Origin of the sequence: Brucella pseudogrignonensis (assembly GCF_032190615.1) — a bacterium.
Lineage (GTDB): Bacteria > Pseudomonadota > Alphaproteobacteria > Rhizobiales > Rhizobiaceae > Brucella > Brucella pseudogrignonensis_B.
Window position 1 is genome coordinate 490,995 of the sequence record NZ_JAVLAT010000001.1, and the last position, 26,771, is coordinate 517,765.

A 26,771-nucleotide genomic window follows, 5' to 3' on the forward strand; every position below is an offset into this window, starting at 1 on the left:
ATCAGTGCCTCGCTCCATTCTTTTTAACGCTTCCGGTGGTGGTTGCATCTGGTTCCAGAACGCCGCTTGCGACCAGTTCGTCGCTGCCGGAAATCAATTTCTGAATATCATCGAGCTGACGCTCAGGAATATCTTCGACACCCATGGCCAGCTGCTGCGCTTCAATCGGCTCAAGCTTCAGCTCTTCAGAGTACACACCCACCAAGCTCTGCAAACGTCCCGGCTGATTCATCAATGCCCAGTCTGCGCGCAGAAGCGTGATCGTGTCCTTCTCAGAGTTAATCTGGCGTTGGAGTTTAGCAATAACCGAAATCTGCCTCTCCGCATCATACTTGATGGTATAGGTGATCGTTGCTGCTATCAGCATCGCCGCAATCATGATGAGTTCAAAAGTACGCAGCACTCGTTCAACTCCGGGCCAGTTCATGCGTTTCAGGCAGTTTAGGCAACCCGAAAAGCGTCAAATCATCTTCAAGAGGCGGATTTTCAGTTCTCACACCTGCACGCAGTTTTGCAGAGCGCGAGCGAGGATTGCGCTCTTCTTCTTCAGCTGTTGGGCCAACAGCGCCCTTCACCGCAGGCGTAAAGCTTGGCAACCGCACGTGCGTTGCAGGCAGATGCCGTGATCCTGCACTGCCGCCAGAACGATCCGCAAAGTAGCGCTTGACCATACGATCTTCGAGCGAATGGAAGGTCACAACAACAAGACGCCCGCCGGGCTTCAAGACGCGCTCGGCTGCAAGCAGCGCGCGCGCCAATTCGCCCAACTCATCATTCACATAGATACGCAGCGCCTGAAACACGCGCGTCGCCGGATGAATTGGCACCTTTGGATTGCGTCCGACCAGCCCTTCAATCGCATTCGCGAGATCAAGGGTGCGTGTAAAAGGCTGTGCTTCACGGCGCTTTTCGATCATGCGTGCAATACGGCCAGCATGACGTTCTTCGCCCAAAAAATTAAAAATACGTGCAAGATCGCCCATCTTGAGACGGTTCACGACGTCAGCAGCACTCGGTCCCTTGCGCGACATGCGCATATCAAGCGGACCATCTTTCTGGAAAGAGAAGCCGCGCTCGGCTTCATCAATCTGCATTGAGGAAACACCAATATCGAGAACAACGCCATCGACCATGGCACCCGCTCCCAATACCTTTTCAACCGCTTGATCCAGCGCAGAAAACTGGCTCTCAACAAGATCGAGCCTGCCGTCAAACTCCTTCACCATGACCTGTCCTGCTGCAATCGCAGTTGGGTCACGGTCAATGGCGATAACATTTGCGCTCTGCTCAAGAATGCAGCGCGTATAACCACCAGCACCAAAGGTGCCATCAACAATTACTTTGCCGGTTTCGGGTTTCAGAGCGTCAATCACTTCGGAGATAAGCACCGGAACGTGACGGACCTGAGCCCCTTCGGCTTGAGATTGGTCTCCGCCGAGGCTAGCCATCATCACGATCCTTTCCCGGGATCACGTCCCGCTATCCAGTGTTTTACGCATCATTCCGGCCAATTTCAGACGGGTGTCGATTTGGCGGATTCGTTCAAACAGTTATCGGATATTAAGCTTAATGAACCGTTATCCTTTGGCAGCGACCTTCATAAATCCGTCTTGTGTGAAAAGTTTTCCCAGCAATAAATTGAGGCACTTTTGTTAGCTCTTATCCTCGCAGCATCAGAGCCGGTTTAGCCGACAATTCACTCATCCAATATCCAGCCTTCACAATCACATAGTTATGAAGAGCACTCTCCCCAACACCGTTGACGTAATCACCGCACAAGATTATTAAATGCAAATAATTTGCAATTGCATTTTGGAAGCTTAAAGCATGGCCCCACAGGATACGACGACGACCACGGCGAAAGATGTTAGTTTTGAAGGCTGGCGTCGTGATCGCGGCGAAGCTTCGATGTCAGATGTTCATCGCTCTATACGGGTCAGTCGGTCCGGTTCTAAACTCCGACGTGCCATGGCTTTCTTCGGCCCCGGCTATCTCGTTGCCGTTGGCTATATGGATCCCGGAAACTGGGCAACATCCCTCGCTGGCGGTTCGCGCTTTGGCTATATGCTGCTGTCGGTCGTGCTGCTTTCAAACCTCATGGCCGTACTTCTGCAAGCACTCTGCACCCGACTGGCCGTTGCGACAGGACGCGATCTTGCTCAAGCCTGCCGCGATGCCTATCCGCGTTTTCTTGCCTGGCCTTTATGGCTGCTGGCAGAACTTGCAATCTGTGCCACCGATCTTGCCGAGGTCATCGGCACGGCAATTGGTCTCAACTTGCTGTTTGGCATCCCGCTCGAAATCGGTGTCATCCTCACAGCCGCCGATGTGCTTTTGGTGCTCTATCTCCAAAACAAAGGCTTTCGTCGTGTTGAAGCGCTGATCATTGCGCTGCTGGCTGTTATTGCAATTTGCTTCCTGATCCAAATTCTGATGGCAGACCCAAATTGGGGTGATGTTATCCGAGGTTTTGCACCCACCACCGAAATCCTGCGCAATCCGGATATGCTTTATATTGCACTCGGCATCATTGGTGCGACGGTCATGCCGCATAATCTCTATCTGCATTCTGGCATCATCCAGACCCGTGACTATGGCCAAACAATACCCGAAAAGCGCGAGGCAATCCGCTATGCCACGCTTGATTCCACCATTGCGTTAACGTTTGCTCTGCTGGTCAATGCTTCCATCCTGATCCTCGCTGCCGCAAGTTTCCACGCAACCGGAAATACCGGCGTCGAAGACCTGGACAAGGCCCATGCCTTGCTCAATCCGCTGCTTGGTTCAGCGCTGGCACCAACACTCTTCGCAATTGCTTTGCTGTGTTGTGGCCTTAACTCGACCATCACTGCAACGATGGCAGGTCAAATCGTGATGGAAGGTTTCATCGACATCAAACTGAAGCCTTGGTTGCGTCGCGCTATCACACGCTTTGTCGCGATAGTTCCAGCCGCAATCGTTACAATCATGTGTGGATCACAGGGAACCAGCGAGCTTCTCATCCTGTCGCAGGTTGTGCTCAGCCTACAATTGCCTTTCGCTGTCATTCCGCTTGTGATGTTTACAGCAGAAAAGAAAAAAATGGGCGCACTGGTGGCACCGCGCTGGGTAACAATTCTTGCGGCTATTACCGCCGCAATCATTGTCGTTTTGAACATGAAGCTTATTTATGACTTCTTCACAGGCGCACCCATTTGATCTGGCACAGTGGCTTTCCAACCCGGAAAGCCACTATTTTTTATTTGACAGCTGAATTACCACCATCAGCATAAAGCGCTGAGCCGGAAACAAAGCTCGCCATTGGACCCGCAAGAAAGAGTGCCGCCTGAGCAATTTCTTCAGGCTTCGCAATCCGCTTCATTGCATGGAGGCCCGCCGCCCATTCTTTCTGCGCATCACTGCCTGCCATCGGCGTATCGACACCGCCCGGCAAAAGCGCGTTGGCTCTTATGCCTTGCGCGCCATAATCTGCCGTGATGCCCTTCACCAATCCCATCAACCCAGCCTTTGCAGCACCATAGAGTGACATTCCAGGAATTCCGACACTGGTGCCAACAAAGCTTGATGTAAAAATGATCGAACCGCCGCCGGACTTGAGCATGGATGGTATCTGCGATTTCGCGCCGAGAAATGCCGATGTCAGATTTCCGGCAATCACCTTGTTCCAATCATCAAGGCTTGTTTCTGCAAAAGGCCCGATAGGACCGACAGTGCCAGCATTATTAAAAGCAATATCAAGACGACCGAACTCACTTTGCGCAACGGCTATGAGTTTCTCATGCGTTTCAGCTCTTGAAGCATCACCAGCCACATAATATGCTTCACCGCCAAGCTCTTTGATAGCTTGGGCGACTGGAACCAACCCCGCCTCATTGCGGGCATTTAGAACGATAGTTGCACCCTGCGCGGCAAAAAGCATTGCCGTAGCGCGCCCTATACCCGACGACGCACCGATAATAATTGCGACTTTATCTTTTAAGCTCGACATGGAAACCTCCTTTATTAGGAAGCTCCGCAATAGATAGGCAACGTGAACACAACTATCCGTTTCCTGCGATCAAAGACATATGAGAAAGAATAAAGTGTCAGTCGGTCTATAAGCCGGGTTTTGTATGGCCGGACTTGCGTCCAACGTGGCAGCCATTCATCTGGGACGGATGTCGCCACCCGCCTCTTGCAACCCACCCGGACGACTGATCCGGAAACTGATTGCCGGTCCTTACGAACCGGCGCGCCGTCCCTATTCGGTTTTGCTCCCAATGGGGTTTACCGTGCCGCCTGTGTTGCCACCGGCGCGGTGGGCTCTTACCCCACCCTTTCACCCTTACCCCGTCATCCCTGCCGCTTAGACAAGCGGTACGGAAGACGGGGCGGTTTACTTTCTGTGGCACTATCCCTGGGGTCGCCCCCGCCGGGCGTTACCCGGCATCGTATTTCCATGGAGCCCGGACTTTCCTCACCTGCCGTCTTTCGACATATGACAAGCGCGGCTGCCCGACCGACTGACGGCGCGTATATAGCATGATCGGACAAAGTGGGAACCGTGTTTCGCAAAAATCTCCACACAACAAAAAAGCCGGCAGCAAAACCACTACCGGCTTTTCGTTCACATCATCGGCCTGAAACTCTACGCGACCGACAACATAAATTCAGATGTTACAGACCAGCCATATAGGACTTAACTGAGCTACAATATTTTGCAGAGGTTGGGTTCATACGCTTTGCGCCATGACCGGCATTATACTTAAGGATCGTACCGCAAGTGCTGCCGCCGCCAAGCTTCTGAGCCATTGCAAGATACTTCATGCCAAACTGTATGTTGGTTGAAGGCTCGTAGAGACCCTTTGCAGAACCCGTGTATCCGAGACCACGCGCCGTCGAGAGCTTGATCTGCATCAGACCAATTTCACCAGCCTTGCCGCGAACATTTGGCTGGAAGTTGCTCTCGTGACGAACAACGGCATGCGCCAGCGACGATGGCACACCATAGGTTGATGCATAGCGATTGATGATCTGCGAATAAGCCTTGCCGCTAACCTTTGCGGACTTTGGTGCATCAGAACGTGCCTTGGAACGCTTTGCACTTTTTGCAGCGGGTGCAGCACGCTTGGTGATCACAGAAGCCTTTTTCGCGGTCTGCTTTGTTTCTGACCGTGCGGAACGCGAAGCCTTTTCTGACTTGTTGGCTTCAACAGCCTTGTTTTGAGCGCGGGCTTTCAGAAGATCTGCGAGATTGGTTGGCTCGTTTACCGGCGCACTGATCGCAGAATTTAGACCAAAAGAACTCATGGCGCCAATGAGGGCGCAAACAACTACAAATTTTGACTTCATAACCTACCGTCTTGGATCGTATTTATGGGGCTTTGCTGGTCTTGGGGGCAGCATTGCCGTTTTATTTTTGATCCCGCTCAACAAGCATTTCACACGCTCATCACCGCCGGGAATGGCAGATCATGTGCTGGGGAAATGCAGCCGAAGATTGGTGGGGGAAGTAAAATAGTCTTACAGGTTGTAATAAACACTGTCACATTTCGTGATGCACGCATCAGGGAAAAAAGATCAATAATCAGCACGACTTCCGGTCTAATTTAATGAAATTACTACAGAAATATGAATCCTGCGTCCCAGAGCATGTTAAAAAATGGCGATACTCACGCAGTAACATTTTGCAGCGAAAAAATAAGCCTGTAGAGGGTATCTATAGTAGATACGTCGGCTACACCGTCCACATTTTGTATCCGAAAATGCCGCTGAAAGGCCTTAATCACGATCTCAGTGGCCTCATCGAACACGCCATTGATCTCGATTTTGTATCCGTAAAGCGCAAGCATCGATTGCAAAGCCTCAACTGGTTGCCCGTGTTCGCCGCGCGCGAGAAAGCGTCCACCGCGGATCGGCGTTGGCTCAATGTAATGACCAATGCCTGCTTCATGCAGTTGCTTCCATGGGAAGTTATGCCCCGGATCAGTCTTACGCTCTGGTGCTATGTCTGAATGCGCAAGCACGTTTTCGGGGCGGATTCCGTAGCGTGAGCAAATACTGCGGCACAGTTCGATAACCGACGCGACTTGCTGCTCAGCGAATGGCGGATAGTTTTCAAGAACGCCCGGATTGACGATCTCAATACCGATGGAAGCCGAATTAATATCAGTTTCGCCTTTCCAGAAGCTGTTTCCTGCGTGCCATGCACGCGCCTTTTCAGACACCATCTGCACAATGCGTCCATCTTCATGAACCAGATAATGTGCTGAAACTTCCCGCTCTGGAGACTTGAGAACTTCAAGCGCCTCCTCTGCCGTCGCCAGACCCGTATAATGCAGGATCAGATAAGTCGGCGTCTTACCATCCTTGCGAAGTCCGAAGTTCGGCGAGGCATCAATAGTAGCGGTCGGATAATCCGGCTTTGCCAATGCAAGCGCTGCTAATTCATCTGACGGCTTAATATCTGAACCACTCATGCGGCCTCCAGTTGCTTCACGACACTGGCCCAAGCACTGTTGATGGCAGCGAGGCGCGCATTTGCAATATTAATGAATTCGAGCGGAAGGCCTTCTGCAAAAAGCCTGTCTGGATGATGTTCCTTAACCAGCGCGCGATATTTTTTGCGCGCTTCTTCAAAAGAAACACCACGATCCAAACCAAGAATAGCGAAGGGATCGCCCTCGCCGCGACTGACATGCCGCAAAGCGATGCGGTCAAAGCCTTGTTCGTCATAACCAAAAATTTCGGCAACGTTCGAAAGAAACGCCATTTCCTTTTCATGCACATAGCCGTCAGCGGTCGCTATATGAAACAGTCCGTCGAGAATATCTTCGAGTAGATGACAATTCTCATCGCCTTCGCGACAAAGCCCCGCAAGCTGACGCGCATAGCTCTCGTAACCAGCGACGTCCTGCTGCGCGAGGTTATAAAGGCGCACCACATGCGCATGTTCTTCTTCGGGTACGGAGAAAATCCGCTGGAACGCGCGAAACTCATCCTGCGTCACGACACCATCAGCCTTAGCCATCTTGGCCGACAGTGCAATCATGGCGATGGAAAAAGCAACGCGTCTGCGCGTGTCTGCATCGCCTTCGAAAACTGTTCGCACAGCTTCAATCACGCTGGAAATAGCGCTGAGCGTTATAGAGGTGAAAAAATCACCGATTTGAACCCAGATCGACATGAATCGTTTCTATAGAATTCCGCAAAGGCTGGAAACAACAACTCGCGACAATCGACGAAAAAACAATAATTTAGCAATAAACAAAATAGTTATTGGGGCTGACGTTCTGAAAAAGAACGCTGCGCGGAACTCGCAGCGGCTTCACCGGCGGCCTGCGCCTGTTGCTCGGATTGTCCGACTGCTTTGGCTGCGGCTTCCGCGTTGCTGCGCGCACGCTCAATGGCTACAGCCTGTTGTTCGGGTGTCATAACACCGGAATTATCTTCCAGCGCCTTTATAAGATTAGGGCCTTCCTGCGCTTGCTGAACAGGTGCAGATGTCGATTGTTCCGACTGTGTCGGCGCGGCTGCCTGTTCCTCTGCACCTTTGCCACAGGCAGCAAGCGCAACAAGAACAATAGCAGAAATGAAAAACAAGAAATTACGGCTCATGACAAAAGACATAACCGAAGTCAGACGGCGTTTGAACACTGAAAACGCGCTCACCTCATCTTTGTTTTCAACAATCGCAGAATTTGTCACTCGTTCCGTTCCCTTCGAGGCAAATAGCGGCCCGAAAACGGACCGCTATCTGAATTCTGTGAATACCGTGGGCATTCACGTGACTATCACTGCAAGCTAGTTTGCAGGCGGAGTTCCGGTTGTACCTGGCGTTGAAGGCGTCGGTGTTGCTGGCTCAGGGGTAGCCGGAGTCGTTGTCGTGTTATTAGCCGGCGCTGCCGGTGCAGCTGGCGCTTCAGGCGCCGGCGCTGCCGGAGCGTTACTGGAATCTTTTGAATTGTCGCTACAAGCTGCAAGACTCAAAAACGATACGGCAGCAACTGAAGCAATCAAAAACTTCTTCACGGTGGCTCTCCTTACCCTAAGTTGAAGCGTTGCGGGGATATAGCCAACGCTCTCTGGTTTTTTGTGACTGACCCCTTAATGGCCAATCACCTTCATAAGACATTCGTCACACCACTCTTTTTGTCCCCGGCGCTATTTCCAAGCGATGTTTTGACGATGTCAACATCACAACACAAAACGGCACGCATACGAAAAGGTTCTCTCAAATAGTCTTACGCACCGTAACAAACCGCCATAATAACAAAGGACTAATCATAACTTTCTGCGTCACGCGCCTGTTACCCGATGATGTTTAACTCTGCCAAACACGTCTGGCTTCGCCAGTGATTTGGCACCGCAGGAACCGGGAACATGGCATGAAAACGCAGAGTACGAACGACACGATCCTCAAGCGTGCAGTCACTCAAAACAACGCGCTCTCAAAAGACGGTGCTTCGGAAAGACTGTTTGCCTGGCTGTTTAAAGGGCTGGTTTATCCGCAGATATGGGAAGACCCGGAAGTCGATATGGCAGCACTTTCCATAGAACCGGGGCATCGCATCGTGACTATCGCGTCAGGCGGCTGCAACGCACTTTCTTATCTGACGGCCGATCCGGCTTCGGTCGAAGCTGTCGATCTGAACAATGCGCATGTTGCTTTTAATCGGCTGAAGCTCGCCGCACTCAAACACTTGCCAGACTACGCAACATTCTACCGCTTCTATGGAAAAGCCGATGACAAGGCCAATCTTGCGGCCTATCAGCGCTTCATCCAACCTCATCTTGATAACGAAAGCCGAGCCTATTGGGAAAAGCGCAAATGGAGCGGCCGCCAGCGTATCTCGATTTTCTCCCGCGATCTCTACCGCCATGGCCTGCTAGGCGTGTTCATTGGCATGGGACACCGCGTTGCCCGTCTTTATGGCATTGATCCGCGCGACATTCTCAAAGCACGCACCATGGAAGAACAGCGCACGTTCTTTGATACTGCCCTAGCACCCTTGTTTGAAAAACGCATGGTGCGCTGGGCCACAGCGCGCAAATCATCACTGTTTGGCCTTGGCATTCCGCCACAGCAATATGATGCCTTGGCAACAGCCGGCAATGGCGATATGGCTTTCGTCCTTCGAGCGCGCCTCGAAAAACTCGCCTGCGCTTTCCCTCTAAGCGAAAACTATTTCGCATGGCAGGCGTTTGGACGCGGCTATAATAATAATGACGAGACCGGCCCTTTGCCGCCTTATCTCTCTCGCCTAAACTTCGACACTGTACGCACGCGCGGTGATCGCATGAGCGTGCGCAATGCCAATTATACGGAATTTCTCGCCAAGAAGCCTGCTTCGTCGGTGGATCGCTATATCTTGCTTGACGCGCAAGACTGGATGAACGACGCACAACTCAACGCACTCTGGAGCGAAATCACGCGCACGGCAGCACCCGGTGCCCGCGTTATCTTCCGCACAGCAGCCGAGCCAAGTTTGCTGCCGGGACGTGTAGATGTCTCAATACTCGACCATTGGAATTATTGTGCAGAACAATCTCGTGCTTTGCATAACCGCGACCGCTCTTCCATCTATGGCGGCTTTCACCTTTATGTTCTGAAAGACGCATAATATGAGCGCCCATCAAAAACAGAGCAGCGGCATAGACCACGCGAGCCTGATGGACCGCGTCTATCGCCACCAACGATACTTCTACGACGCGACGCGCAAATATTATCTTCTCGGTCGCGATACAATGATCGCAGGCCTCAACGTTCCTCAAGGCGGCAGCGTATTGGAAATAGGCTGCGGTACGGGACGTAATCTGGTAAAAACCGCGAAGACCTACCCCACCGCAAAACTCTACGGCATCGATATTTCAGCCGAGATGCTCGATACCGCTCAAGCAGCTGCAAAGAGAGCCGGAATTGCGGAACGCATAGAACTAGAACGTGCTGATGCAACACATTTCAATCCAGTCAAACTTTTCAATGTAGACAGTTTCGACCGTATCTTCATTTCCTATGCGGTTTCGATGATCCCGCAATGGCAATCGGCTATTGCTGAAAGCATCCAGCACTTAAAGCCCGGCGGAGAAATGCATATTGTCGATTTTGGCGATCAGCAACGCCTACCAAGCCTTTTCAAAAATGCCCTTTTCACATGGCTAAATTGGTTTCATGTGACTCCACGCGAAAACCTCTTTGCTGTGTCAGAGCAGCTTGCAAAAGAACAAGGCGCTCATTTGCAGAAAAAAGTCCTGCACCGCGGCTTTGCATGGATCGCTATTATCCGCAAAACGCCCTAAACCTGCGACACAATATATATCGAGCAAAGTTTTGCCCGCCGACTGATGACGTCAGCATCGGGATCGCGTAACCCTAATCAAGACTGATTCGCGACACCGGGACTATCGTATGAACGCTACCGCCAGCCGCTGCTTTCTTGCCCTCGGGGCGTTTCTTCTGTCCGCTTGTACGACAGTCGATTATGATTTCGCCGACGTTAAAAAATCCGGCAATTCGATGCAGCAAATGGCACGACCATCCGGCGCGATTAACGCGCCGCGTTTTGGTGATCGCAAACCGTTTGAATGGACTGGCCGCACACCGTGGCATTACCCAATCCACGGCACGGATGTTTCCAAATATCAGGTCGATGTAGACTGGAACACAGTCCGGCGCAGCGGCATTTCCTTTGCCTTCATCAAAGCAACAGAAGGCGGCGACCGCTTCGATGATCGCTTCACTGAACACTGGAACGGTGCAAAACAAGCTGGCATTCCACGAAGCGCCTACCACTTCTATTATTTCTGCCGCCCTGCAATCGAACAGGCGCGCTGGTATATCCAGAATGTACCGCGTGATCCAAATGCATTGCCGCCCGTACTCGACATGGAATGGAATGCACATTCGCCCTCGTGCAAACTGAGGCCGAATGAAGTCGTCGTGCGCAAAGAAATGAAGATTTTTCTTGATGCCGTTGAAAAGCATTATGGCAAGCGCCCAATCATATACACAACTGTCGACTTCTTCGATGAGAACAACCTCAACCAGCTGAGCGGATATCCGTTCTGGCTGCGCTCCACTGCCGGTCATCCGACGGAGAAATACGGCCCCCATCCGTGGACATTCTGGCAATATACTGGCACCGGCACCATTCCCGGCATCAAGGGTGATGCAGACATCAATGTCTTTGCAGGCAGCGCGGCAGCATGGAAAAAGTGGCTCGAAAGCAACAAGGTCCGTTAACTCAACGATAAAAGGAAGCTCACACTAAGTTTCGCTTCATTTCCATGACGTGATGAGGCAATAGCTTAAAAAACAAATGGGGACGTTATTTCCCTCTTTTATTGTGAGTTCTCTCGATGAAACTTATCGCTTCAGTGATGGCTGCCGCTTTACTGGCATCAACTGCAATTTCCCCTGCTCTCGCTTCTCCGGCCCCGTCTGCCGCACCAGACGCGGCTAATCAGCCGAAGCCAGAATGCGAAATCGACTTTGGTCAGTGGATGGACAATCTGATCAAAGAAGCACGCGAAGCAGGTGTCGGCGAAAAGGGTATTGCGGAACTGCACAAGGCGACGCTCGAGCAGAAAGTTCTTGATCGCGACCGCAAGCAGACAGTTTTCAACCTCACCTTCACCGATTTTTCCAAGCGCCTGATTTCGGAAGCGCGCCTGAAGAATGGCCAGAACAACCTCGCCAAACATGCTGATGTTTTCAAGAAGGTCGAAGAAACCTATGGCGTTCCCGGCCCGGTTCTCGCAGCCTTCTGGGGACTGGAAACCGATTACGGCGCCATTCAGGGCGATTTCGATACGCTGAACGCACTGGTAACACTCTCTTACGATTGCCGCCGTCCAGACCTGTTCCGCCCGCAATTGATCGCGCTGCTTAAGCTTTTCGATACAGGCGTTGTCGATGCTGCCACAACCGGCGCTTGGGCTGGCGAAATCGGCATGATGCAGCTTCTGCCGAAGGATTATCTGGAACGTGGCGTTGATGGCGACGGCGATGGCAAGGTCGATCTGAAGAATAGCATTCCAGATGCGATGATGACCGCTGGCCGCATGATTTCCGAACTCGGCTGGAAGCGTGGCGAGCCTTGGCTTGAAGAAGTGCGCATCACGCAGGATCTCCCTTGGGAAGAATCCATCCGCACCAATCGCAAGCCGCATTCGTGGTGGGCGCAGCACGGTGTAACCGGCCTTAATGGTCCACTCGGCCCGGATGATGGCGATGCATCACTGCTGCTGCCGTTGGGTCGCAAAGGTCCGGCATTCTTATCTTATGCCAATTTCGACATCTTCGTTGAATGGAACAAGTCGATTGTTTACGCAACGACCGCTGCTTATTTCGCGACCCGTCTTGCAGGTGCTCCAGCTTTTAATGCTGGCAATCCTGATCAAGGCCTGACGCAGGAACAGATGAAGGAACTGCAGACCAAGTTGCAGGCGCGTGGCTACGACATGGGCAAGATCGACGGCGTCTTCGGCGTACTGACCCGCGATGCTGTTCGCACCGAACAATTGCGTTTGGGCATGCCTGCTGATTCCTGGCCAACACCGGAACTGCTCGAAAAGCTTTGATTGTGAAGAACTCGAAGGCGCGGACCACCTCCGCGCCTTTTTGCATTCCCCTCGTAAGTTGATCTCGCTATGCTTTCTACTTTGATCGTCGTCCTTCCCGTATTTGCCCTGATTTTTTCAGGCTGGCTGGCGTTCAAGCTCAAAATATTAGGCCCGCATGCAATAGCAGAACTCAATCGCTTCGTTGTCTATCTCGCCCTGCCCGCCCTGCTTTTCGACATTATGGCCAACACCCATGTCAGCGATCTCTGGCAACCCGGCTTTATCAGCGTGTTTATGCTCAGCAGCGCCATTGCTTTCGTACTTCCATTTCTTGTTCGTCTTCGCGGCAAGCTTTCTCTCGCGGATAATGCGCTCGACGGCCTGAATGCCGCCTATCCGAATACGGGCTATATGGGTATACCGCTTTCGATGATTGCGTTCGGCTCCGGTGTTCTTGCTGCAACGACGATCTCAATCATCATCACTGTCTGCGTGACTTTTGCTTTTGCAATTGTGCTGATCGAAATCGGTCTGCAAACAGAAAAGAAGCCGCTGCGCCTTATCTGGAAAGTTGCGCGCTCTCTCATGCGTAATCCGCTACTGGTTGCACCGTTTCTCGGCACCTTGATGCCTGTGACCGGCCTCACCATTCCCGCCCCCGCCGAAACCTTTCTGAAGATGTTGGGCGGCGCCGCTTCACCTTGCGCACTGGTTGCGCTTGGCCTATTCCTTGCGCAAACGCGTAAGATTGAACGCGATAGCGTCAACGCGATCGCCTTCCTTGTCTCGGTCAAACTCATTGTTATGCCGTTGGCTACATGGTTGCTTGCGGTTTACGTTTTCAATCTGCCGACGCATCTTGCGCAAAGCGCCACATTGCTTGCAGCCCTTCCTGCCGGAACTGGCCCCTTCATGCTGGCTGAACACTATCGTCGCGAGGCTGCCATCACGTCGAATGTCATCCTATATTCGACTGTTCTTTCAGTGCTGACTCTCTCCGGTTTGCTGGCTCTGATCCGCTAAAACAGCAAAAGCCACCCTCAAAATTGGCAGTTTCATGGCTTTTTCATGAAATGTGAACAAATTTTTCAGGTAAAAATTTCAGATACTTAAGTGGTAAACAGAAGGTTTTTTTCGCCATCACCGCATATTGCAGCAAGAAATCTTCTTTTGTTTAAACCGTTTTGCGCTTAGATTCAGGTTCTCTACCAGCGCGCATTCGACCAGTCATTGGCTCGTCGGGTGCATAGAAGGAGACAGACCGATGGGACTTACACGATCTTTGAACGTCCTCATGATCTGTGCAGCATTTGCATTTGTTGCAGCGTTGATAGCAGGCGTCATTCCCTGAATGAGGGAGAGCCTAAGCCATTAGACGACATCAGTTTTTGAGGATGAACTGATGTGTCTTACTGAAAGAAAAGCCCGGTTTAAAACCGGGCTTTTTTCATTTCATGCAACTTCAAGCGCAGGCTCGGCTTTTGGTCGAATGCCAATCATATGGCAAATCGCGAATGGCAGATCAGCGCGGTTCATCGTGTAGAAATGGAAATCCTGCACACCGCGCTCAATCAGGTCCATAACCTGCTCGGCAGCAATTGCGGCTGCAACCAACTGATGGGTCTGCGGGTCTTTATCCAACCCGTCAAAGCGTTCCGCAAGCCATGCCGGAATGTGGGTAGCTGAGCGCGCACAGAAATTGCTGACTTGCTTGAAATTATGCACCGGCAAGACACCCGGAACAATCGGGATATAAATGCCTGCTCGACGCACACGCTCCACATAACGCTCATAAAGATCGTTATCAAAGAAAAACTGTGTAATCGCTCGTGTTGCTCCATTATCGACCTTACGCTTGAGCATATCGATGTCAGTCGCGAAATCCGGGCTTTCAGGGTGCTTTTCCGGGTAGGCTGAAACAGAAATGTCGAAATCAGAAAGCTTACGCAGGCCACCGACCAAGTCAGCGCCGTTCTGATAACCGCCTGGTGTCGGCACATATTTCTCGCCAATGCCGCTGGCAGGATCACCACGCAGCGCTACAAACCGATTGACGCCAAGCGCTGCAAACTCCTGCGCAACGCGATCCACTTCCTCACGCGTCGCATCCACACAGGTCAGATGCGCTGCAGGCTGAATATCCGTTTCTTTCAAGATACGCGCAACAGTGCGGATCGTGCGCTCACGCGTCGAACCACCTGCACCATAGGTCACGGAGACAAACTCAGGCTCAAGCGGCGCAAGCCGCGTTACCGTTTCCCAAAGGCGCTGTTCCATTTCTTCCGACTTCGGCGGGAAGAATTCGAACGATACCCGGGTGGTCTGGCCGATATCAGGTCGGCGGGAAAGACCGTAAAAGCCCATCAGACTGTCTCCGTCATGCTTGCATTGCGCGGTACCGGATCAGCAATCAGCAAACGCGGATCATGGGCAAGCCAAAGCTTCACCGTCAGTCCATCGTCACCATTTGCAGCCTTTGGCGCCAACTCAGTTGTTTTTGCAGGTTCCAGTCCTGCCTCTTTCATCCAGCCCAGCATCTGCTCATCACTGAAACCAAGCCGTAAATGCGCATGCACTTCGCGCAGAAACTCAAGCCGATGCGGGGCAAAATCAACAATCAGCAACCGACCGCCCGGACGCAATGCACGCGCAGCTTCCCGAATTGCAGCCAGTGGATCATCAAGAAAATGAAGAACCTGATGGATTGTCACCAGATCAAAATTCTCGCGCTCGACAGGCAGCGCATAGACATCACCCTGCCGCACTTGCGCATTGGCAACCGATGCCAAATCGAGATTGGCTCGCGCCACAGCCAGCATGTCGCGATTAATATCAATCCCAAGCCCACGCAGATAAAGCGGTGAGAACAGTTCCAACAAACGGCCGGTCCCCGTGCCAACATCGAGCATCGCCTGAAATGGCTTCTCGCCTATGATGCTCTTGAGGGCAACCTCAACAGCATTTTCCGACACATGCAGCTTGCGAATTTCATCCCAGCTACCAGCATTGGCACTGAAATAGGCTGCGGCCTTTTCCTGACGACTGGATTTAACTTGCAAAAGCCGCTCCATATCCCGTTCAAGCAACGTGTCCGCACCATCGAGCTTTGACAGAAGATTGCGCGCAACTTCGCCGCAAACAGCATTATCCGACAGACGAAAATACGCCCATGCGCCTTCCTGATAGCGATCAATCAAATCTGCTTCACCAAGCAGCTTGAGATGCCGCGACACGCGCGGCTGCGACTGGCCAAGAATTGTAGTCAGGTCTGATACCGTCAGATCTCCTCTGGAAAGAAGCGTAAGGATGCGCAGGCGGCTTGGTTCAGCCACCGCTTTTAAAACATCCACCATCTGATCGAGCTGCAAACGCAATTCGCAATCTCCGCAATCTAAAACATATAAAGATATGTTTATGTGAATTGCAGAAATCGCGCAAGTGATTTTCACACACCCATGCACAGCAAAACTGCCATGAAGCTCCAGTAGCGGTTTGAATGATTTAATAAGCAGAGTATGGTTGTTGCCAATCGCGCTGAAAGCCGGAAAGGAAGACAGCCATGGGTGCAAGCACCGAGCGCCAGAAGGCAGTTGCAAAATCGCTTACGCTTTTGCTTCCCGCAGTTCCCTATTCCGATTCAGAACCAATCCGTGCAGCGGCACTTGCCCCGCATATGAAATCTCTCCCGCCATCTATAGCTGTCTGGCTAGCAACAGTTGCACATGTCCGGCACGCGCATACTGACTATGACGCTTTGCGTGATGATGGCTACGATAAAGATTCAGCACGCTTTTTTGTCATGGATGCAATCAATAAGAAGCTCACCGAATGGCGCGCTACACGGCTTGTCACCGCAGACGATGACGAGAAGACAGAAGCGTAATTCTCCGATTACTTCTGTGCAACAATAAAAATGCGCGGGAAACGAAGCAGAACACGACCATCATTCAGCGTTGGATAGAACGCCTCGAGACGAGCCTTATACGCTTTCAAATACGCGCGCTGCTCGTCATCATCCAGCGGCTCAAGAAATGGTCGCAGCCCAGTGGACTTCACCCATTCAATGATTGCATACACATCAGCCAATTGATGATTATAAATCACATGCCAGATATCGACGTGGGACGCATGCTTAATCAAAGCGTTATAGTATTCCGTCGCTGATGGCAGTGGTGCCCTACCCTTATCGCCAATTTTAGCGTTAAATAGCCCGGTTTTGGCGACTTCACGAATTAAAATATGGGTCGGTTCAGCCATGTTATCCGGCATCTGCACTGCCAGATAAGCACCCGTCTGAAGCTCGGACAATAATCTTTGCATCTGCTCAATGTGATCAGGAACCCACTGAAAAACAGCATTTGAAAATAGCACATCGGTTTCGGTATCTGGCACAAATTTGGTGAGATCACCAACATCGAAGTCCACTCGCGGCAAACGCACTTTCGCCTTCTTGATCATATCTGGCGATGTATCAAATCCCGAGATTTTTGCATTTGGCCAGCGCTGAACCAGAAGTTCAGTAGAATTTCCCGGTCCACAACCAATATCGACCACCTTACGCGGATTATCGATCTTTATCTGCGCCAGAAGGTCAACCGCCGGGCGGCTGCGCTCATCTTCAAACTTCAGATATTGCTGTGCAGACCAGTCTTTCACGGGACACTCCAAAAAATGAAAAAGGCCGGTGCAATGCATCGGCCTTGATTTTGTTTAGCGTGTCAGCGGCTTGTAGGTAACCCGCTTTGGATTGACGCTTTCAGGTCCGAGACGACGAACCTTGTCCGCTTCATAATCCTCGAAGTTGCCTTCGAACCATTCGACATGGCTATCGCCTTCGAATGCAAGAATATGTGTCGCAAGACGGTCAAGGAACATACGATCGTGGGAGATGATAACGGCGCAACCAGCGTATTTTTCGAGCGCATCTTCAAGCGCTGCCAGCGTTTCGGTATCAAGATCGTTGGTCGGTTCATCGAGGAGCAGAACGTTACCGCCTGCCTGCAACATCTTGGCAAGATGCACGCGGTTACGCTGACCGCCGGAGAGATTGCCGACTTTCGCCTGCTGATCACCGCCCTTGAAGTTGAACGCACCGCAATAAGCGCGGGAATTCATTTCAAACTTGCCGAGCTTGATGATGTCGTTACCGCCGGAAATTTCTTCCCAGACATTCTTGTTAGGGTCGAGGTGATCACGGCTCTGGTCAACATAACCAAGGTGAACCGTGTCGCCAATGCGGATCGAACCAGAATCTGGCTTTTCCTGACCGGTGATCATCTTGAAGAGCGTCGACTTACCGGCACCGTTTGGACCGATAACACCAACGATACCACCTGGAGGCAGCTTGAAGGTGAGGTTTTCGATCAGCATACGGTCGCCAAACGATTTGGTCAGACCTTCAGCTTCAATAACAACCTGACCAAGACGCTCACCGGCCGGGATCAGAATCTGGGCATCGCCCGGACGCTGATTGTTGGCAGCTTCAACCAGCTGGTCATAGGCCTTAATACGCGCTTTCGACTTCGACTGACGAGCCTTCGGGCTTGCGGCAATCCATTGACGTTCGCGCTCAAGTGCCTTCTGACGCGAATCTTCTTCGCGGCCTTCCTGAATCATGCGCTTTGACTTGGCTTCCAGATAGGCAGAGTAATTGCCTTCGTAAGGAATGCCGCGACCGCGATCAAGCTCGAGAATCCAACCGGTAACATTGTCGAGGAAGTAGCGATCGTGCGTGATGAGAAGCACTGCGCCTTCATATTCACGCAGGTGCTTTTCCAGCCAAGCGGTGGTTTCAGCGTCAAGGTGGTTGGTCGGTTCGTCAAGCAGCAGCAGATCAGGCTTCGAAAGAAGCAGCTTGCACAGTGCAACACGACGACGCTCACCACCCGAAAGCTTGGTAACATCAGCATCAGCAGGCGGGCAGCGCAGAGCCTCCATCGCCATTTCAACCTGACTGTCGAGATCCCAAAGGTTCTGGCTGTCGATGACGTCCTGAAGAGCCGCACCTTCGTCTGCGGTTTCATCAGAATAGTTCATCATCAGTTCGTTGTAACGGTCAAGAATAGCTGTCTTTTCAGCCACGCCTTCCATGACATTGCCAAGAACTGTCTTTTCCGGATCAAGATGCGGTTCCTGCGCAAGATAGCCACAGGTCGCACCTTCAGCGAGCCAGGCTTCGCCGGTGTAATCCTTGTCGAGACCAGCCATGATCTTCAGGATTGTCGATTTACCGGCACCGTTAGGACCAAGAATACCGATCTTCGCATCCGGATAGAACGACAGATGAAGGTTTTCGATAACCTTTTTAGCACCATAGGCCTTGTTCAGCCCGGACATATGATAAATGAATTGGCGTGCCATAAAGCGCGTCGTCTCCACGAGTTAGAAAGCGTGAACGGCCATTCGCCGAACCGCAGATAAAATTCTGAGGGCTATGTAGGCGAAATAGCGCGCGGAAGCAAATATCATCGCGCAAACTTCAGCTTGAAAAGCTTATAAACAAAATGAAACCGGGCGCGGATATTTCCGTCACCCGGTTTCCCCTCTGGCCACCACTCGGGAAAGTATCCTCCCTTTCACCGAATGGCCTGCTAGTTATGCCTTAATACCTAAATTCAACGCCTCTGGATTTCCTCCAAAACTCCGTCGACATCCCCGTTAAAGATAGATTTGCCTAGGTTTCTGCGGTTTTCAAGCGGAATTTGCTTAAAAATTGCATTTGCCTAAATTTAATTCACTCAACCTCTGGATGCCTTTTTAAGCGACACCACCAAAAGAGCATTTGACTATTTGCGCAGCATAAATTCAGATGCTTTTATGTCGTTTGAAACCATCCATCGCTTGCCGCTTAATGGCAGAATCGAACTGCCATTTCGGCAATCGCTGATTGCTGCACCAAAGGCTGCGGTACACATCTGCCATGGGCTTGCAGAACACTCAGCCCGTTATGCGCGCTTTGCTCTAGCCCTCAACGCAGCAGGCTATAACGTCTATGCACACGATCATCGCGGCCATGGCGCCAATATTGGTGCATATGCGCCAAGAGGAATATTCGCGCAAAAAGACGGCTATAGAGTGGCAATTGATGATGTTCTTGCCCTAAACCGCCATATTCATGCCTCGCACTCTGGCTTGCCGGTGGTTTTGTTCGGACATTCAATGGGCGGACTGATCGCGCTCAATTATACGCTCGTTCACTCTGAAACGATTGATGCTGCAGCCATCTGGAATGCCAACTTCAACGGAGGCGTTGAGAACAGCGCGGCGATGGCAATTCTGAAAATCGAGCGCATGCTGAAAGGCTCAGACGTCCCAAGTTCGATCTTGCCCAAGCTCACCTTTCGGGCCTGGGGCAACGCTATCCCCAACCATCGCACCGCGTTTGACTGGCTATCGCGCGATGCTTCAGAGGTTGAAGCTTATATCAACGATCCGCTTTGTGGCTTTGATGCAAGCGTCGCCTTATGGATCGACGTATTCCGCATGATGAAGGCGGGTGCGACTGACAGTAATTTTGCAAATATTCGCCGCGACCTGCCGTTTAATCTGGTTGGCGGTGGCGAAGATCCTGCAACAAACAAAGCCAAAGCCACCCAAAAGCTTGCGCACAGAATGCGGGCCATGGGCTTTAGCAAAGTAACCTGCACAGTCTATCCCGAGTCCCGCCACGAAAGTCTCAACGACCTCAATCGGGATGAAGTGACGCAGAATTTTCTGAATTGGCTCGCGCAAGCTCTTCCGTCTGACAACAAGTCCGGCTAAAAGCAGCTTATATCCTGAAAAACTGGTCAAGCTCACGATTTCTTGAAACACTTGGTTTGCCCGGCAATCAATGGTATGGAGCCCGCCTTGCGCGCTACAGGGCACCTGTACTGAGATATTATGCACACTGATTTACGGTAAATGCGCAAGGAATGAAGGAACTCCGCTTGTCAACACCGACGATTTCTGTGGTCATCCCCTGCCGCAACGAAGCCGACAATCTCGCTTTTCTGCTCGATGAAGTCGATAGCGCCATGCTGGGCCGAGTCTATGAAGTCATTGTCGTAGACGATGGCTCAACGGATTCTACCAGCGATGTGTTGGCTGGCCGTATCCATGCAGGCAAGCCGCTACGCCATATCCGCCATGATCGCTCATCCGGCCAGAGTGCTGCTTTGCGCTCGGGCGTTTTCGCAGCGCGTGGCCAGATTGTCGTGACAATGGATGGCGACGGGCAGAACAATCCTGCCTATCTGCCGGCACTTGCCGACGCTCTCATCAATGCTGGCCCTGCTTTTGGCATTGCTGCCGGTCAGCGCCTCAAGCGCACCGACACCAAACTCAAACAGCTTTCATCGCGCTTTGCCAACAATCTGCGCGGAGCAATCCTCAAGGACAAAACCCGCGACTCCGGTTGTGGCCTCAAGGCGCTGCACACCGATCTCTTCCGCCAGCTGCCATTCTTTGACGGCTGGCATCGTTATCTTCCTGCGCTCGCTTTGCGTGAAGGTTTTGATGTCGTGCATATCGATGTCACTGACCGCGAACGCCGCCATGGCAAATCGAATTACGGCATTCTCGACCGCGGCCTGCGCGGCATTCTCGACCTTTACGGCGTGTGGTGGTTGCGCAAGCGCCGCAAGGTGGTGCCGCGCGTGACGGAGATTACCCATGACTGATATTTTCACCAGCATGTCCCAGTGGCTTCACGATGTGTTCGTAGCACAGTGGGATGGCTGGATCATTTTGGGCTTTGTCGCGCAAGCCTGCTTTACCATGCGCTTTGTCGTGCAGTGGCTAGCATCTGAAAAAGCAAAAAAGAGCGTTATGCCAGTGGCATTCTGGTTCTTCTCGCTCATTGGCGGCGTGCTACTATTGGTTTACGCTATTCAACGCAAAGACCCGGTCTTCATCGCCGGTCAAGGCTTTGGCCTGATCGTCTATATCCGCAATCTCTGGCTTATTGCCAATGAGAAGAAGCGGTTGAAAGCAGCGAATTAATCCTTTTCACCAAACAAAATCGCCGATTTGAAATTCTCAGATCGGCGATTTTCTTTTAATGCTTTAAGGTCCGCCCTACCGAGCGATAATCCAATCCGGTTCCGGCAACATCGTCAGCTTTGTAGACATTACGCAGATCGATCAGCACATTGCCATCCATCGCGTTCGCGACACGTTTCAAATCAAGCGCCCGATAAGCATTCCACTCTGTCAAAAGCGCCGTAACACCCGCACCCTCTGCCGCTTCGTAAGCAGAACTGCACCAGACAACATCCGGCAATACTGCCTTTGCAGCATCCATCGCTTCCGGATCATGCGCACGCACAGAAATGCCTGCCTTTTGAATGGCGGCAATTATGTCAATCGCAGGCGATTCACGAATATCATCCGTGTTCGGCTTGAAAGCGACACCCAGCACAGCAACCGTTTTCGCGCCACTCTCACGAGCAGCAGCAATAATACGATCAGCCATCGACAACTTGCGCGCTTCGTTGACCGAAATGACTTCTTCAATCAGCGACTGCGGCGCGTCATATTTTTTGCCGGTTGCAGCAAAAGCGCGGGTATCTTTTGGGAAACACGAACCGCCAAATCCCGGTCCCGCATGCAGGAACTTCGAACCAATGCGGTTATCCATACCAATGGCGCGTGCAACCTCCTGCACATTGCCGCCGGTCTTTTCGCAAAGATCCGCCACCTGATTGATGAAAGTCACCTTCATAGCGAGAAAAGCATTCGCTGCATATTTGATGATTTCAGCGTTCTCCAACGAGGTGATGACCATTGGCGTCTCACGCAGATAAAGCGGACGATAAAGCCGCTGCATCGCCGCCTTGCCGCGCTCATCATCAACACCCACCACCACACGATCAGGGCGCATGAAGTCTTCAATCGCTGAACCTTCACGCAGGAATTCCGGGTTCGAGACCATCGAAAACTCAACGCCCGGCCGCGCTTGCGCGATGCGATCGCGAATACGCGCATTGGTGCCGACAACCACCGTCGATTTGATAACGACCACCGCACCCGGCTTCATCGCAGCTGCAATTTCATCAGCAGCTGCCTCAATATATTGTAGGTCCGCTTCACCATCGCCACGACGCGACGGCGTGCCAACTGCAATCAGGATCACATCAGCATCAGCAACGCTGGTCGCAAGATCGGTACTGAATTCAAGGCGACCATCACGAATGTTGCGCCCCATAAGCTCATCAAGCCCTGGCTCGAAAATCGTGACCTTACCGGCTTCAAGCCGTTCGATGATCGACGGGTTCTTGTCGACACAGGTAACGTGAAAGCCAAACTCGGCAAAACACACACCTGAAACCAGACCCACATAGCCCGTTCCGATCATCGCCAGCTTCATATGTTCAGTCCTTCTTCGTTCATCGCAAGCTTGCTGAACCTGTTGAGATTTCGGTTATGGTCTGTCGAAAATGGTGTTTTTCGAGAACCGGCGCGCAGCGTACTTAAAGGTACGTGAGCACCGGAAGCGCAGAAAAGTGTCATTTGCAGACGGGCATAGCCGAAATATCGGTGGGTTCAGAGCCACTTATCATAATCTGATACCAGCAAATGCAGTGGCTGTTCGTTCTCTTCAATATCGGAAAAGCGGCCAATCGGCTCACGGAAAATATTGTCGGTCAGATCGTCGTTGACGGTCGATACTTCACCGATCAAAACATCGCCGCCCTCGCCCCAAAAGGCATGCCAGTTGCCCGGCAGAAGCGTAACGCTTTCACCTGGGCTTAGCTTCAAATGCGCACCGGCTTTCTGGGTCACCCAGCGCCCATCCGTTGCGACGGTCACATCAGTTTCTTCGTCAACGCTACCGTCGGCGCGCGAATTGAAGAGTTCCAGTACCAGCGTACCGCCACCGCGATTGATGATGTCTTCTGCCTTCACCACATGGCGATGCATTGGCGAAAGCTGATTCTTGCGCGAGATCATGATCTTTTCGGCATAAAGCATACCACCACCACGCTTGAGGTCCTCGGCATTGCCGTTGCGCGTGGTGAAAAGAAACAGACCAAGATCCGCAAACTTGCCCTGACCATAATCAGTAATATCCCAGCCAAGACGACCATCGAGAATAGCCTTTGAATCGCTTGACGTGCGCGTTTTCAACTCTTCAGGCGTCCAATAGGCAAATGGTGGCATGATATAACCAAAAGAACGGATGAAAGCATCGCTCTCGCGAATAATCTCATTAACTTCTGAACGTTTCATGGCCTGCGAGCCTCCCATGGAATGAAACCGAATATGTCAGGCAGCTTGGTAACTGGCTTTCTCCCATCTTGGCAATCCCGCGCGCGTAACTCACACATATTTGCGAAGAACTGCGCGAATGCGCGCGTGTCGTCTTTATGCGAAAATCATGTCGCATCCCAATGCGCGTTTAGAACATTTCAATGATTGAATCATGACAACGGAAGCCAGTCTGAACATGAGCCAATGAACAGACAAACCATTGAGATAATGGAGAAAGCACAGCTTCCGGAGGACAAAGGGAACATTCGGTCGAGCCAGCGTCGCTGAGAGAACAGCACCAGCCCGACTTTGATACGGACGCAAAGGGTCGAATCGATGGACGTTCGCAATGAAATGCTGGGGCTTTTGACCGGGCGCGACCCAAATTTCAGCCTCGAGCAGAAGTTTTATACTGATCCGGATTTCTACAAGCTCGATCTGGAAAACATTTTCTATCGCGATTGGCTGTTCGTCGGCCACGATTGCGAGCTGCCTAAGACTGGCTCCTACATGACCGTTCAGGTCGGTGCATACCCTGTCGTCATTGTACGCGATGCACAGGGCGGTATCCGCGCGTTCCACAATTCCTGCCGCCATCGCGGCTCACGTATCTGCTCCGCCGAAAAAGGCACCGCAGCGAAACTCGTCTGCCCTTATCACCAATGGACCTATGAACTTGATGGACGCCTATTGTTTGCGCGTCAGGTCGGGCCGGATTTCAAGCCCGCCGAATATGGTTTGAAGCAAGTGCATTGCGAAAGCGTCGCGGGATATATCTATGTCTGCCTTGCCGATGACGCACCCGACTTCAATAGCTTCCGCACTCTGGTTGAGCCTTACCTCGCACCGCACAATATCAAGGAAGCCAAGGTCGCCTTTGAAAGCTCGATCATTGAGAAGGGTAACTGGAAGCTCGTGTGGGAAAACAACCGCGAGTGCTATCACTGCGCGGCCAACCACCCGGAACTTTGCCGCACCTACCCGGAAGCACCGAGCGCTACAGGCGTTCAGGGCGTCATGGAAGACCCGGAAATCAACCAGCTCTGGAAGAACTGCGCCTCGATCGGCTTGCCTGCCGAGTTTAACATGTCTGAAGACGGCCGTTATCGCATTACCCGTATTCCACTTCTGCGCGATGCGGTGAGCTACACCATGTCGGGCAAGCCAGCGGTTAAGAAACCATTAAGCGATCAGGTATCGGGTAACACCAATATCGGCGCGATGCTGCTCTTCAATTATCCTTCGACCTGGAACCACCTGATGGCCGATCACGCCATTTCCTTCCGTGTGCTGCCAATCAGCGCCAATGAAACCATGGTGACGACCAAGTGGCTGGTTCACAAGGATGCCGTTGAAGGCGTTGACTACGACCTCGATGAGCTGACCCATGTGTGGATTCAGACCAACGATCAGGACCGCCAAATTGTGGAAGAAAATGCGGTTGGCATCCGCTCACCCGCTTACCAGCCCGGCCCCTATTCGGTCGAGCATGAGGGCGGCGTGATGCAGTTCCTTGAATGGTATACCAACACCATCACGCCTCGCCTGAAGGGCGAGACCGCGAAGCTCAGCCGCGTCGCGTAATTTGTAATGAACTTAAAGAAGTGAGAAGGCCATGCAGCCTCTGAAATATCTGGATGAGATGCTGCCGTGGAACGACAGGTTGCAGATGCTGCAATGCATCTCGGCCATCGAAGAAGCGCCAGACGTCATGACCTTCTCCTTCAAAACACTGGAGGACAACTGGTTCCGCTATACGCCGGGCCAGTTCGTCACGCTTGAACTGCCGATTGAGCGCGCTGATGGGCTTGGGCCAGTGCTGCGCACCTACACGCTATCATCGACCCCTTCCCGCCCGTATCATATCTCGGTGACCGTCAAAGCGCAGAAGGATAGCATCGGTACTCGCTGGATGCTTGACCATTTGCGTCCGCCGATGACCATCAAGGCCTATGGCCCCAATGGCGACTTTTCGCTCGCCAATCATCCGAGCGAAAAATATCTCTTCATCTCGGCGGGTTCTGGCATCACGCCAATGGTTTCGATGACGCGCTGGCTTTTTGACTGCGCACCGGCAACTGATGTCGCTTTCATCAATTGCGCACGTTCGCCCGATGACATTATTTTCCGCAAGGAACTGGAACTGCTTTCAGGCCGTATGGAAGCCATGCGTCTTGCTTTCATCGTCGAACAGTCATCTGCGCGTCATGTGTGGCCCGGCCTGCATGGACGTATTGACCGTGCTCGGCTCGAACTGCTGGCACCGGATTTTCTCCATCGCAAAGTATTCTGCTGTGGTCCCGAACCGTTTATGAACGGCGTGCGTGGTCTTCTGGAGCAATCTGGCTTCAACATGGCCAATTATCATCAGGAAAGCTTCCAGCCTGCCAGCGAAATTTCTGCTGTACCCCTGCCAACAACATTGGCTGCAACGGGTGAAAAGCCAGCGGCTCCCGCAAAGCCTGCCGTGCTACCTGCAACGGTTGTCTTCACGCTTTCAGGTGTTGAAGTTGAATGCACCGAAAACGACACAATTCTGCTGACTGCCCGCAATGGCGGATTAAAAATCCCGAGCGCCTGCGAGTTCGGCATTTGCGGCACCTGTAAAGTCAAATGTATCGGTGGTGAAACCGAAATGACCCACAATGGCGGCATTCGCGATGACGAAGTCGCGGAAGGCTACATCCTTGCCTGTTGCAGCCGTCCGCGTGGTCGTGTCGAAATTGATGCCTGATTAGGCTTTTTTCAAAAATTCCGTACGCAGCACGAGGCCTTTAACCTGCTTTGTGCTGCAATCCACTTCGTCCGGATTCCCCGTCAGACGAATACCCTTGACCAGCGTACCGCGCTTGAGCGTTGTCGACGTGCCTTTTACCTTCAAATCCTTGATAAGCGTAACCGAATCGCCATCATTGAGCTGCGTTCCATTGCTGTCACGTGTGATTTCACCAGTCATAAACATCCCCTGTCAAAGTGAAATAAAGCCGGTCGGTAGC

The 26,771-nt window shown here is 52.1% G+C and carries 27 protein-coding genes and 1 other RNA gene; 12 read left to right on the forward strand and 16 right to left on the reverse strand.

What is annotated here, in order from left to right:
• Position 1 precedes the first annotated feature (1 nt).
• Both RI570_RS02410 and rsmH read right to left on the reverse strand, forming a co-directional pair.
• Positions 2 to 403: a hypothetical protein gene (locus tag RI570_RS02410; RefSeq protein ID WP_313826769.1), complete on the reverse strand. Its 402-nt coding sequence runs from the start codon at positions 401 to 403 to the stop codon at positions 2 to 4.
• A 4-nt stretch (positions 404 to 407) separates the two neighbouring features.
• The gene (gene rsmH / locus RI570_RS02415) at positions 408 to 1,451 is read right to left on the reverse strand and encodes a 16S rRNA (cytosine(1402)-N(4))-methyltransferase RsmH (RefSeq protein ID WP_313828522.1); all 1,044 of its coding nucleotides are present in this window, start codon (positions 1,449 to 1,451) and stop codon (positions 408 to 410) included.
• Between the two features lie 376 nt (positions 1,452 to 1,827).
• On the opposite strand from rsmH, the gene RI570_RS02420 reads away from it, so the two are divergent.
• Positions 1,828 to 3,198, forward strand: coding sequence for an Nramp family divalent metal transporter (locus RI570_RS02420; protein ID WP_313826771.1), 1,371 nt, complete (start codon positions 1,828 to 1,830; stop codon positions 3,196 to 3,198).
• 40 nt (positions 3,199 to 3,238) lie between these two features.
• On the opposite strand, the gene RI570_RS02425 is transcribed toward RI570_RS02420, so the two are convergent.
• The 7 genes from RI570_RS02425 to RI570_RS02455 all read right to left on the reverse strand — a co-directional run bounded on the left by RI570_RS02425 (position 3,239) and on the right by RI570_RS02455 (position 8,010).
• On the reverse strand, positions 3,239 to 3,988 hold the full coding sequence (locus RI570_RS02425) for an SDR family oxidoreductase (RefSeq protein ID WP_313826772.1): 750 nt from the start codon (positions 3,986 to 3,988) through the stop codon (positions 3,239 to 3,241).
• A 93-nt stretch (positions 3,989 to 4,081) separates the two neighbouring features.
• Positions 4,082 to 4,506: RNase P RNA component class A (gene rnpB, locus RI570_RS02430), an RNA gene on the reverse strand.
• Positions 4,507 to 4,656: 150 nt separating this feature from the next.
• A complete protein-coding gene (locus RI570_RS02435; RefSeq protein WP_313826773.1) occupies positions 4,657 to 5,331 on the reverse strand; it encodes a lytic transglycosylase domain-containing protein in 675 nt (224 codons plus the stop codon).
• A gap of 320 nt (positions 5,332 to 5,651) precedes the next feature.
• A complete protein-coding gene (locus RI570_RS02440) occupies positions 5,652 to 6,458 on the reverse strand; it encodes an N-acetylmuramoyl-L-alanine amidase (RefSeq protein ID WP_313826774.1) in 807 nt (268 codons plus the stop codon).
• The gene (locus tag RI570_RS02445) at positions 6,455 to 7,165 is read right to left on the reverse strand and encodes a DnaJ family molecular chaperone (RefSeq protein WP_313826775.1); all 711 of its coding nucleotides are present in this window, start codon (positions 7,163 to 7,165) and stop codon (positions 6,455 to 6,457) included. Before RI570_RS02445 ends, RI570_RS02440 begins: the two co-directional genes overlap by 4 nt.
• Before the next feature lie 89 nt (positions 7,166 to 7,254).
• Positions 7,255 to 7,608 (reverse strand): antifreeze protein, encoded by a 354-nt coding sequence (locus RI570_RS02450; RefSeq protein WP_313828523.1) that lies wholly within the window; start codon positions 7,606 to 7,608, stop codon positions 7,255 to 7,257.
• Positions 7,609 to 7,782: 174 nt separating this feature from the next.
• Positions 7,783 to 8,010 carry a hypothetical protein gene (locus RI570_RS02455; protein WP_313826776.1) on the reverse strand — a complete coding sequence of 76 codons (228 nt, stop codon included), beginning with the start codon at positions 8,008 to 8,010 and terminating at the stop codon, positions 7,783 to 7,785.
• A gap of 356 nt (positions 8,011 to 8,366) precedes the next feature.
• Between RI570_RS02455 and RI570_RS02460 the strand changes: the two genes are divergently transcribed.
• From RI570_RS02460 to RI570_RS02480, 5 genes are all read left to right on the forward strand, one after another.
• A complete protein-coding gene (locus RI570_RS02460) occupies positions 8,367 to 9,602 on the forward strand; it encodes a DUF3419 family protein (RefSeq protein WP_313826777.1) in 1,236 nt (411 codons plus the stop codon).
• Position 9,603: 1 nt separating this feature from the next.
• The gene (locus RI570_RS02465; protein WP_313826778.1) at positions 9,604 to 10,278 is read left to right on the forward strand and encodes a class I SAM-dependent methyltransferase; all 675 of its coding nucleotides are present in this window, start codon (positions 9,604 to 9,606) and stop codon (positions 10,276 to 10,278) included.
• 109 nt (positions 10,279 to 10,387) lie between these two features.
• Positions 10,388 to 11,221, forward strand: a complete 834-nt coding sequence (locus RI570_RS02470; RefSeq protein WP_313826779.1) for a GH25 family lysozyme — start codon at positions 10,388 to 10,390, stop codon at positions 11,219 to 11,221.
• A 116-nt stretch (positions 11,222 to 11,337) separates the two neighbouring features.
• Positions 11,338 to 12,561, forward strand: coding sequence for a lytic murein transglycosylase (locus RI570_RS02475; protein WP_313826781.1), 1,224 nt, complete (start codon positions 11,338 to 11,340; stop codon positions 12,559 to 12,561).
• Positions 12,562 to 12,630: 69 nt separating this feature from the next.
• Positions 12,631 to 13,566: an AEC family transporter gene (locus RI570_RS02480; protein WP_313826783.1), complete on the forward strand. Its 936-nt coding sequence runs from the start codon at positions 12,631 to 12,633 to the stop codon at positions 13,564 to 13,566.
• Between the two features lie 429 nt (positions 13,567 to 13,995).
• On the opposite strand, the gene metF is transcribed toward RI570_RS02480, so the two are convergent.
• Positions 13,996 to 14,907, reverse strand: a complete 912-nt coding sequence (gene metF / locus RI570_RS02485; protein WP_313826784.1) for a methylenetetrahydrofolate reductase [NAD(P)H] — start codon at positions 14,905 to 14,907, stop codon at positions 13,996 to 13,998.
• Positions 14,907 to 15,896 carry a metalloregulator ArsR/SmtB family transcription factor gene (locus RI570_RS02490; protein WP_313828524.1) on the reverse strand — a complete coding sequence of 330 codons (990 nt, stop codon included), beginning with the start codon at positions 15,894 to 15,896 and terminating at the stop codon, positions 14,907 to 14,909. The genes metF and RI570_RS02490 overlap by 1 nt, the downstream gene beginning before the upstream one ends.
• Positions 15,897 to 16,102: 206 nt before the next feature.
• Here RI570_RS02490 and RI570_RS02495 point away from each other — a divergent pair, with 206 nt between their 5' ends.
• A complete protein-coding gene (locus RI570_RS02495) occupies positions 16,103 to 16,426 on the forward strand; it encodes a DUF2293 domain-containing protein (protein ID WP_313826785.1) in 324 nt (107 codons plus the stop codon).
• A gap of 8 nt (positions 16,427 to 16,434) precedes the next feature.
• Here RI570_RS02495 and tam read toward each other — a convergent pair whose 3' ends face one another.
• Positions 16,435 to 17,199 carry a trans-aconitate 2-methyltransferase gene (tam, locus tag RI570_RS02500; RefSeq protein WP_313826786.1) on the reverse strand — a complete coding sequence of 255 codons (765 nt, stop codon included), beginning with the start codon at positions 17,197 to 17,199 and terminating at the stop codon, positions 16,435 to 16,437.
• A 54-nt stretch (positions 17,200 to 17,253) separates the two neighbouring features.
• Positions 17,254 to 18,903, reverse strand: a complete 1,650-nt coding sequence (gene ettA / locus RI570_RS02505; protein ID WP_313826787.1) for an energy-dependent translational throttle protein EttA — start codon at positions 18,901 to 18,903, stop codon at positions 17,254 to 17,256.
• A gap of 456 nt (positions 18,904 to 19,359) precedes the next feature.
• Here ettA and RI570_RS02510 point away from each other — a divergent pair, with 456 nt between their 5' ends.
• From RI570_RS02510 to RI570_RS02520, 3 genes are all read left to right on the forward strand, one after another.
• A complete protein-coding gene (locus RI570_RS02510; RefSeq protein ID WP_313826788.1) occupies positions 19,360 to 20,304 on the forward strand; it encodes an alpha/beta hydrolase in 945 nt (314 codons plus the stop codon).
• A gap of 167 nt (positions 20,305 to 20,471) precedes the next feature.
• Positions 20,472 to 21,203, forward strand: a complete 732-nt coding sequence (locus RI570_RS02515) for a glycosyltransferase family 2 protein (RefSeq protein ID WP_313826789.1) — start codon at positions 20,472 to 20,474, stop codon at positions 21,201 to 21,203.
• A complete protein-coding gene (locus RI570_RS02520; protein WP_313826790.1) occupies positions 21,196 to 21,525 on the forward strand; it encodes a lipid-A-disaccharide synthase N-terminal domain-containing protein in 330 nt (109 codons plus the stop codon). Before RI570_RS02515 ends, RI570_RS02520 begins: the two co-directional genes overlap by 8 nt.
• Before the next feature lie 55 nt (positions 21,526 to 21,580).
• On the opposite strand, the gene RI570_RS02525 is transcribed toward RI570_RS02520, so the two are convergent.
• Positions 21,581 to 22,891 carry a UDP-glucose/GDP-mannose dehydrogenase family protein gene (locus RI570_RS02525; RefSeq protein WP_313826791.1) on the reverse strand — a complete coding sequence of 437 codons (1,311 nt, stop codon included), beginning with the start codon at positions 22,889 to 22,891 and terminating at the stop codon, positions 21,581 to 21,583.
• Between the two features lie 176 nt (positions 22,892 to 23,067).
• The gene (locus RI570_RS02530) at positions 23,068 to 23,754 is read right to left on the reverse strand and encodes a D-lyxose/D-mannose family sugar isomerase (protein ID WP_313826792.1); all 687 of its coding nucleotides are present in this window, start codon (positions 23,752 to 23,754) and stop codon (positions 23,068 to 23,070) included.
• Between the two features lie 357 nt (positions 23,755 to 24,111).
• On the opposite strand from RI570_RS02530, the gene RI570_RS02535 reads away from it, so the two are divergent.
• Both RI570_RS02535 and RI570_RS02540 read left to right on the forward strand, forming a co-directional pair.
• Positions 24,112 to 25,359, forward strand: a complete 1,248-nt coding sequence (locus RI570_RS02535; RefSeq protein ID WP_313826793.1) for an aromatic ring-hydroxylating dioxygenase subunit alpha — start codon at positions 24,112 to 24,114, stop codon at positions 25,357 to 25,359.
• A gap of 31 nt (positions 25,360 to 25,390) precedes the next feature.
• Positions 25,391 to 26,509 (forward strand): hybrid-cluster NAD(P)-dependent oxidoreductase, encoded by a 1,119-nt coding sequence (locus tag RI570_RS02540; protein WP_313826795.1) that lies wholly within the window; start codon positions 25,391 to 25,393, stop codon positions 26,507 to 26,509.
• Here RI570_RS02540 and RI570_RS02545 read toward each other — a convergent pair whose 3' ends face one another.
• Entirely contained in the window at positions 26,510 to 26,731 is a 222-nt protein-coding gene (locus tag RI570_RS02545; RefSeq protein ID WP_313826797.1) for an alkylphosphonate utilization protein, read from the reverse strand.
• Positions 26,732 to 26,771 lie beyond the last annotated feature (40 nt).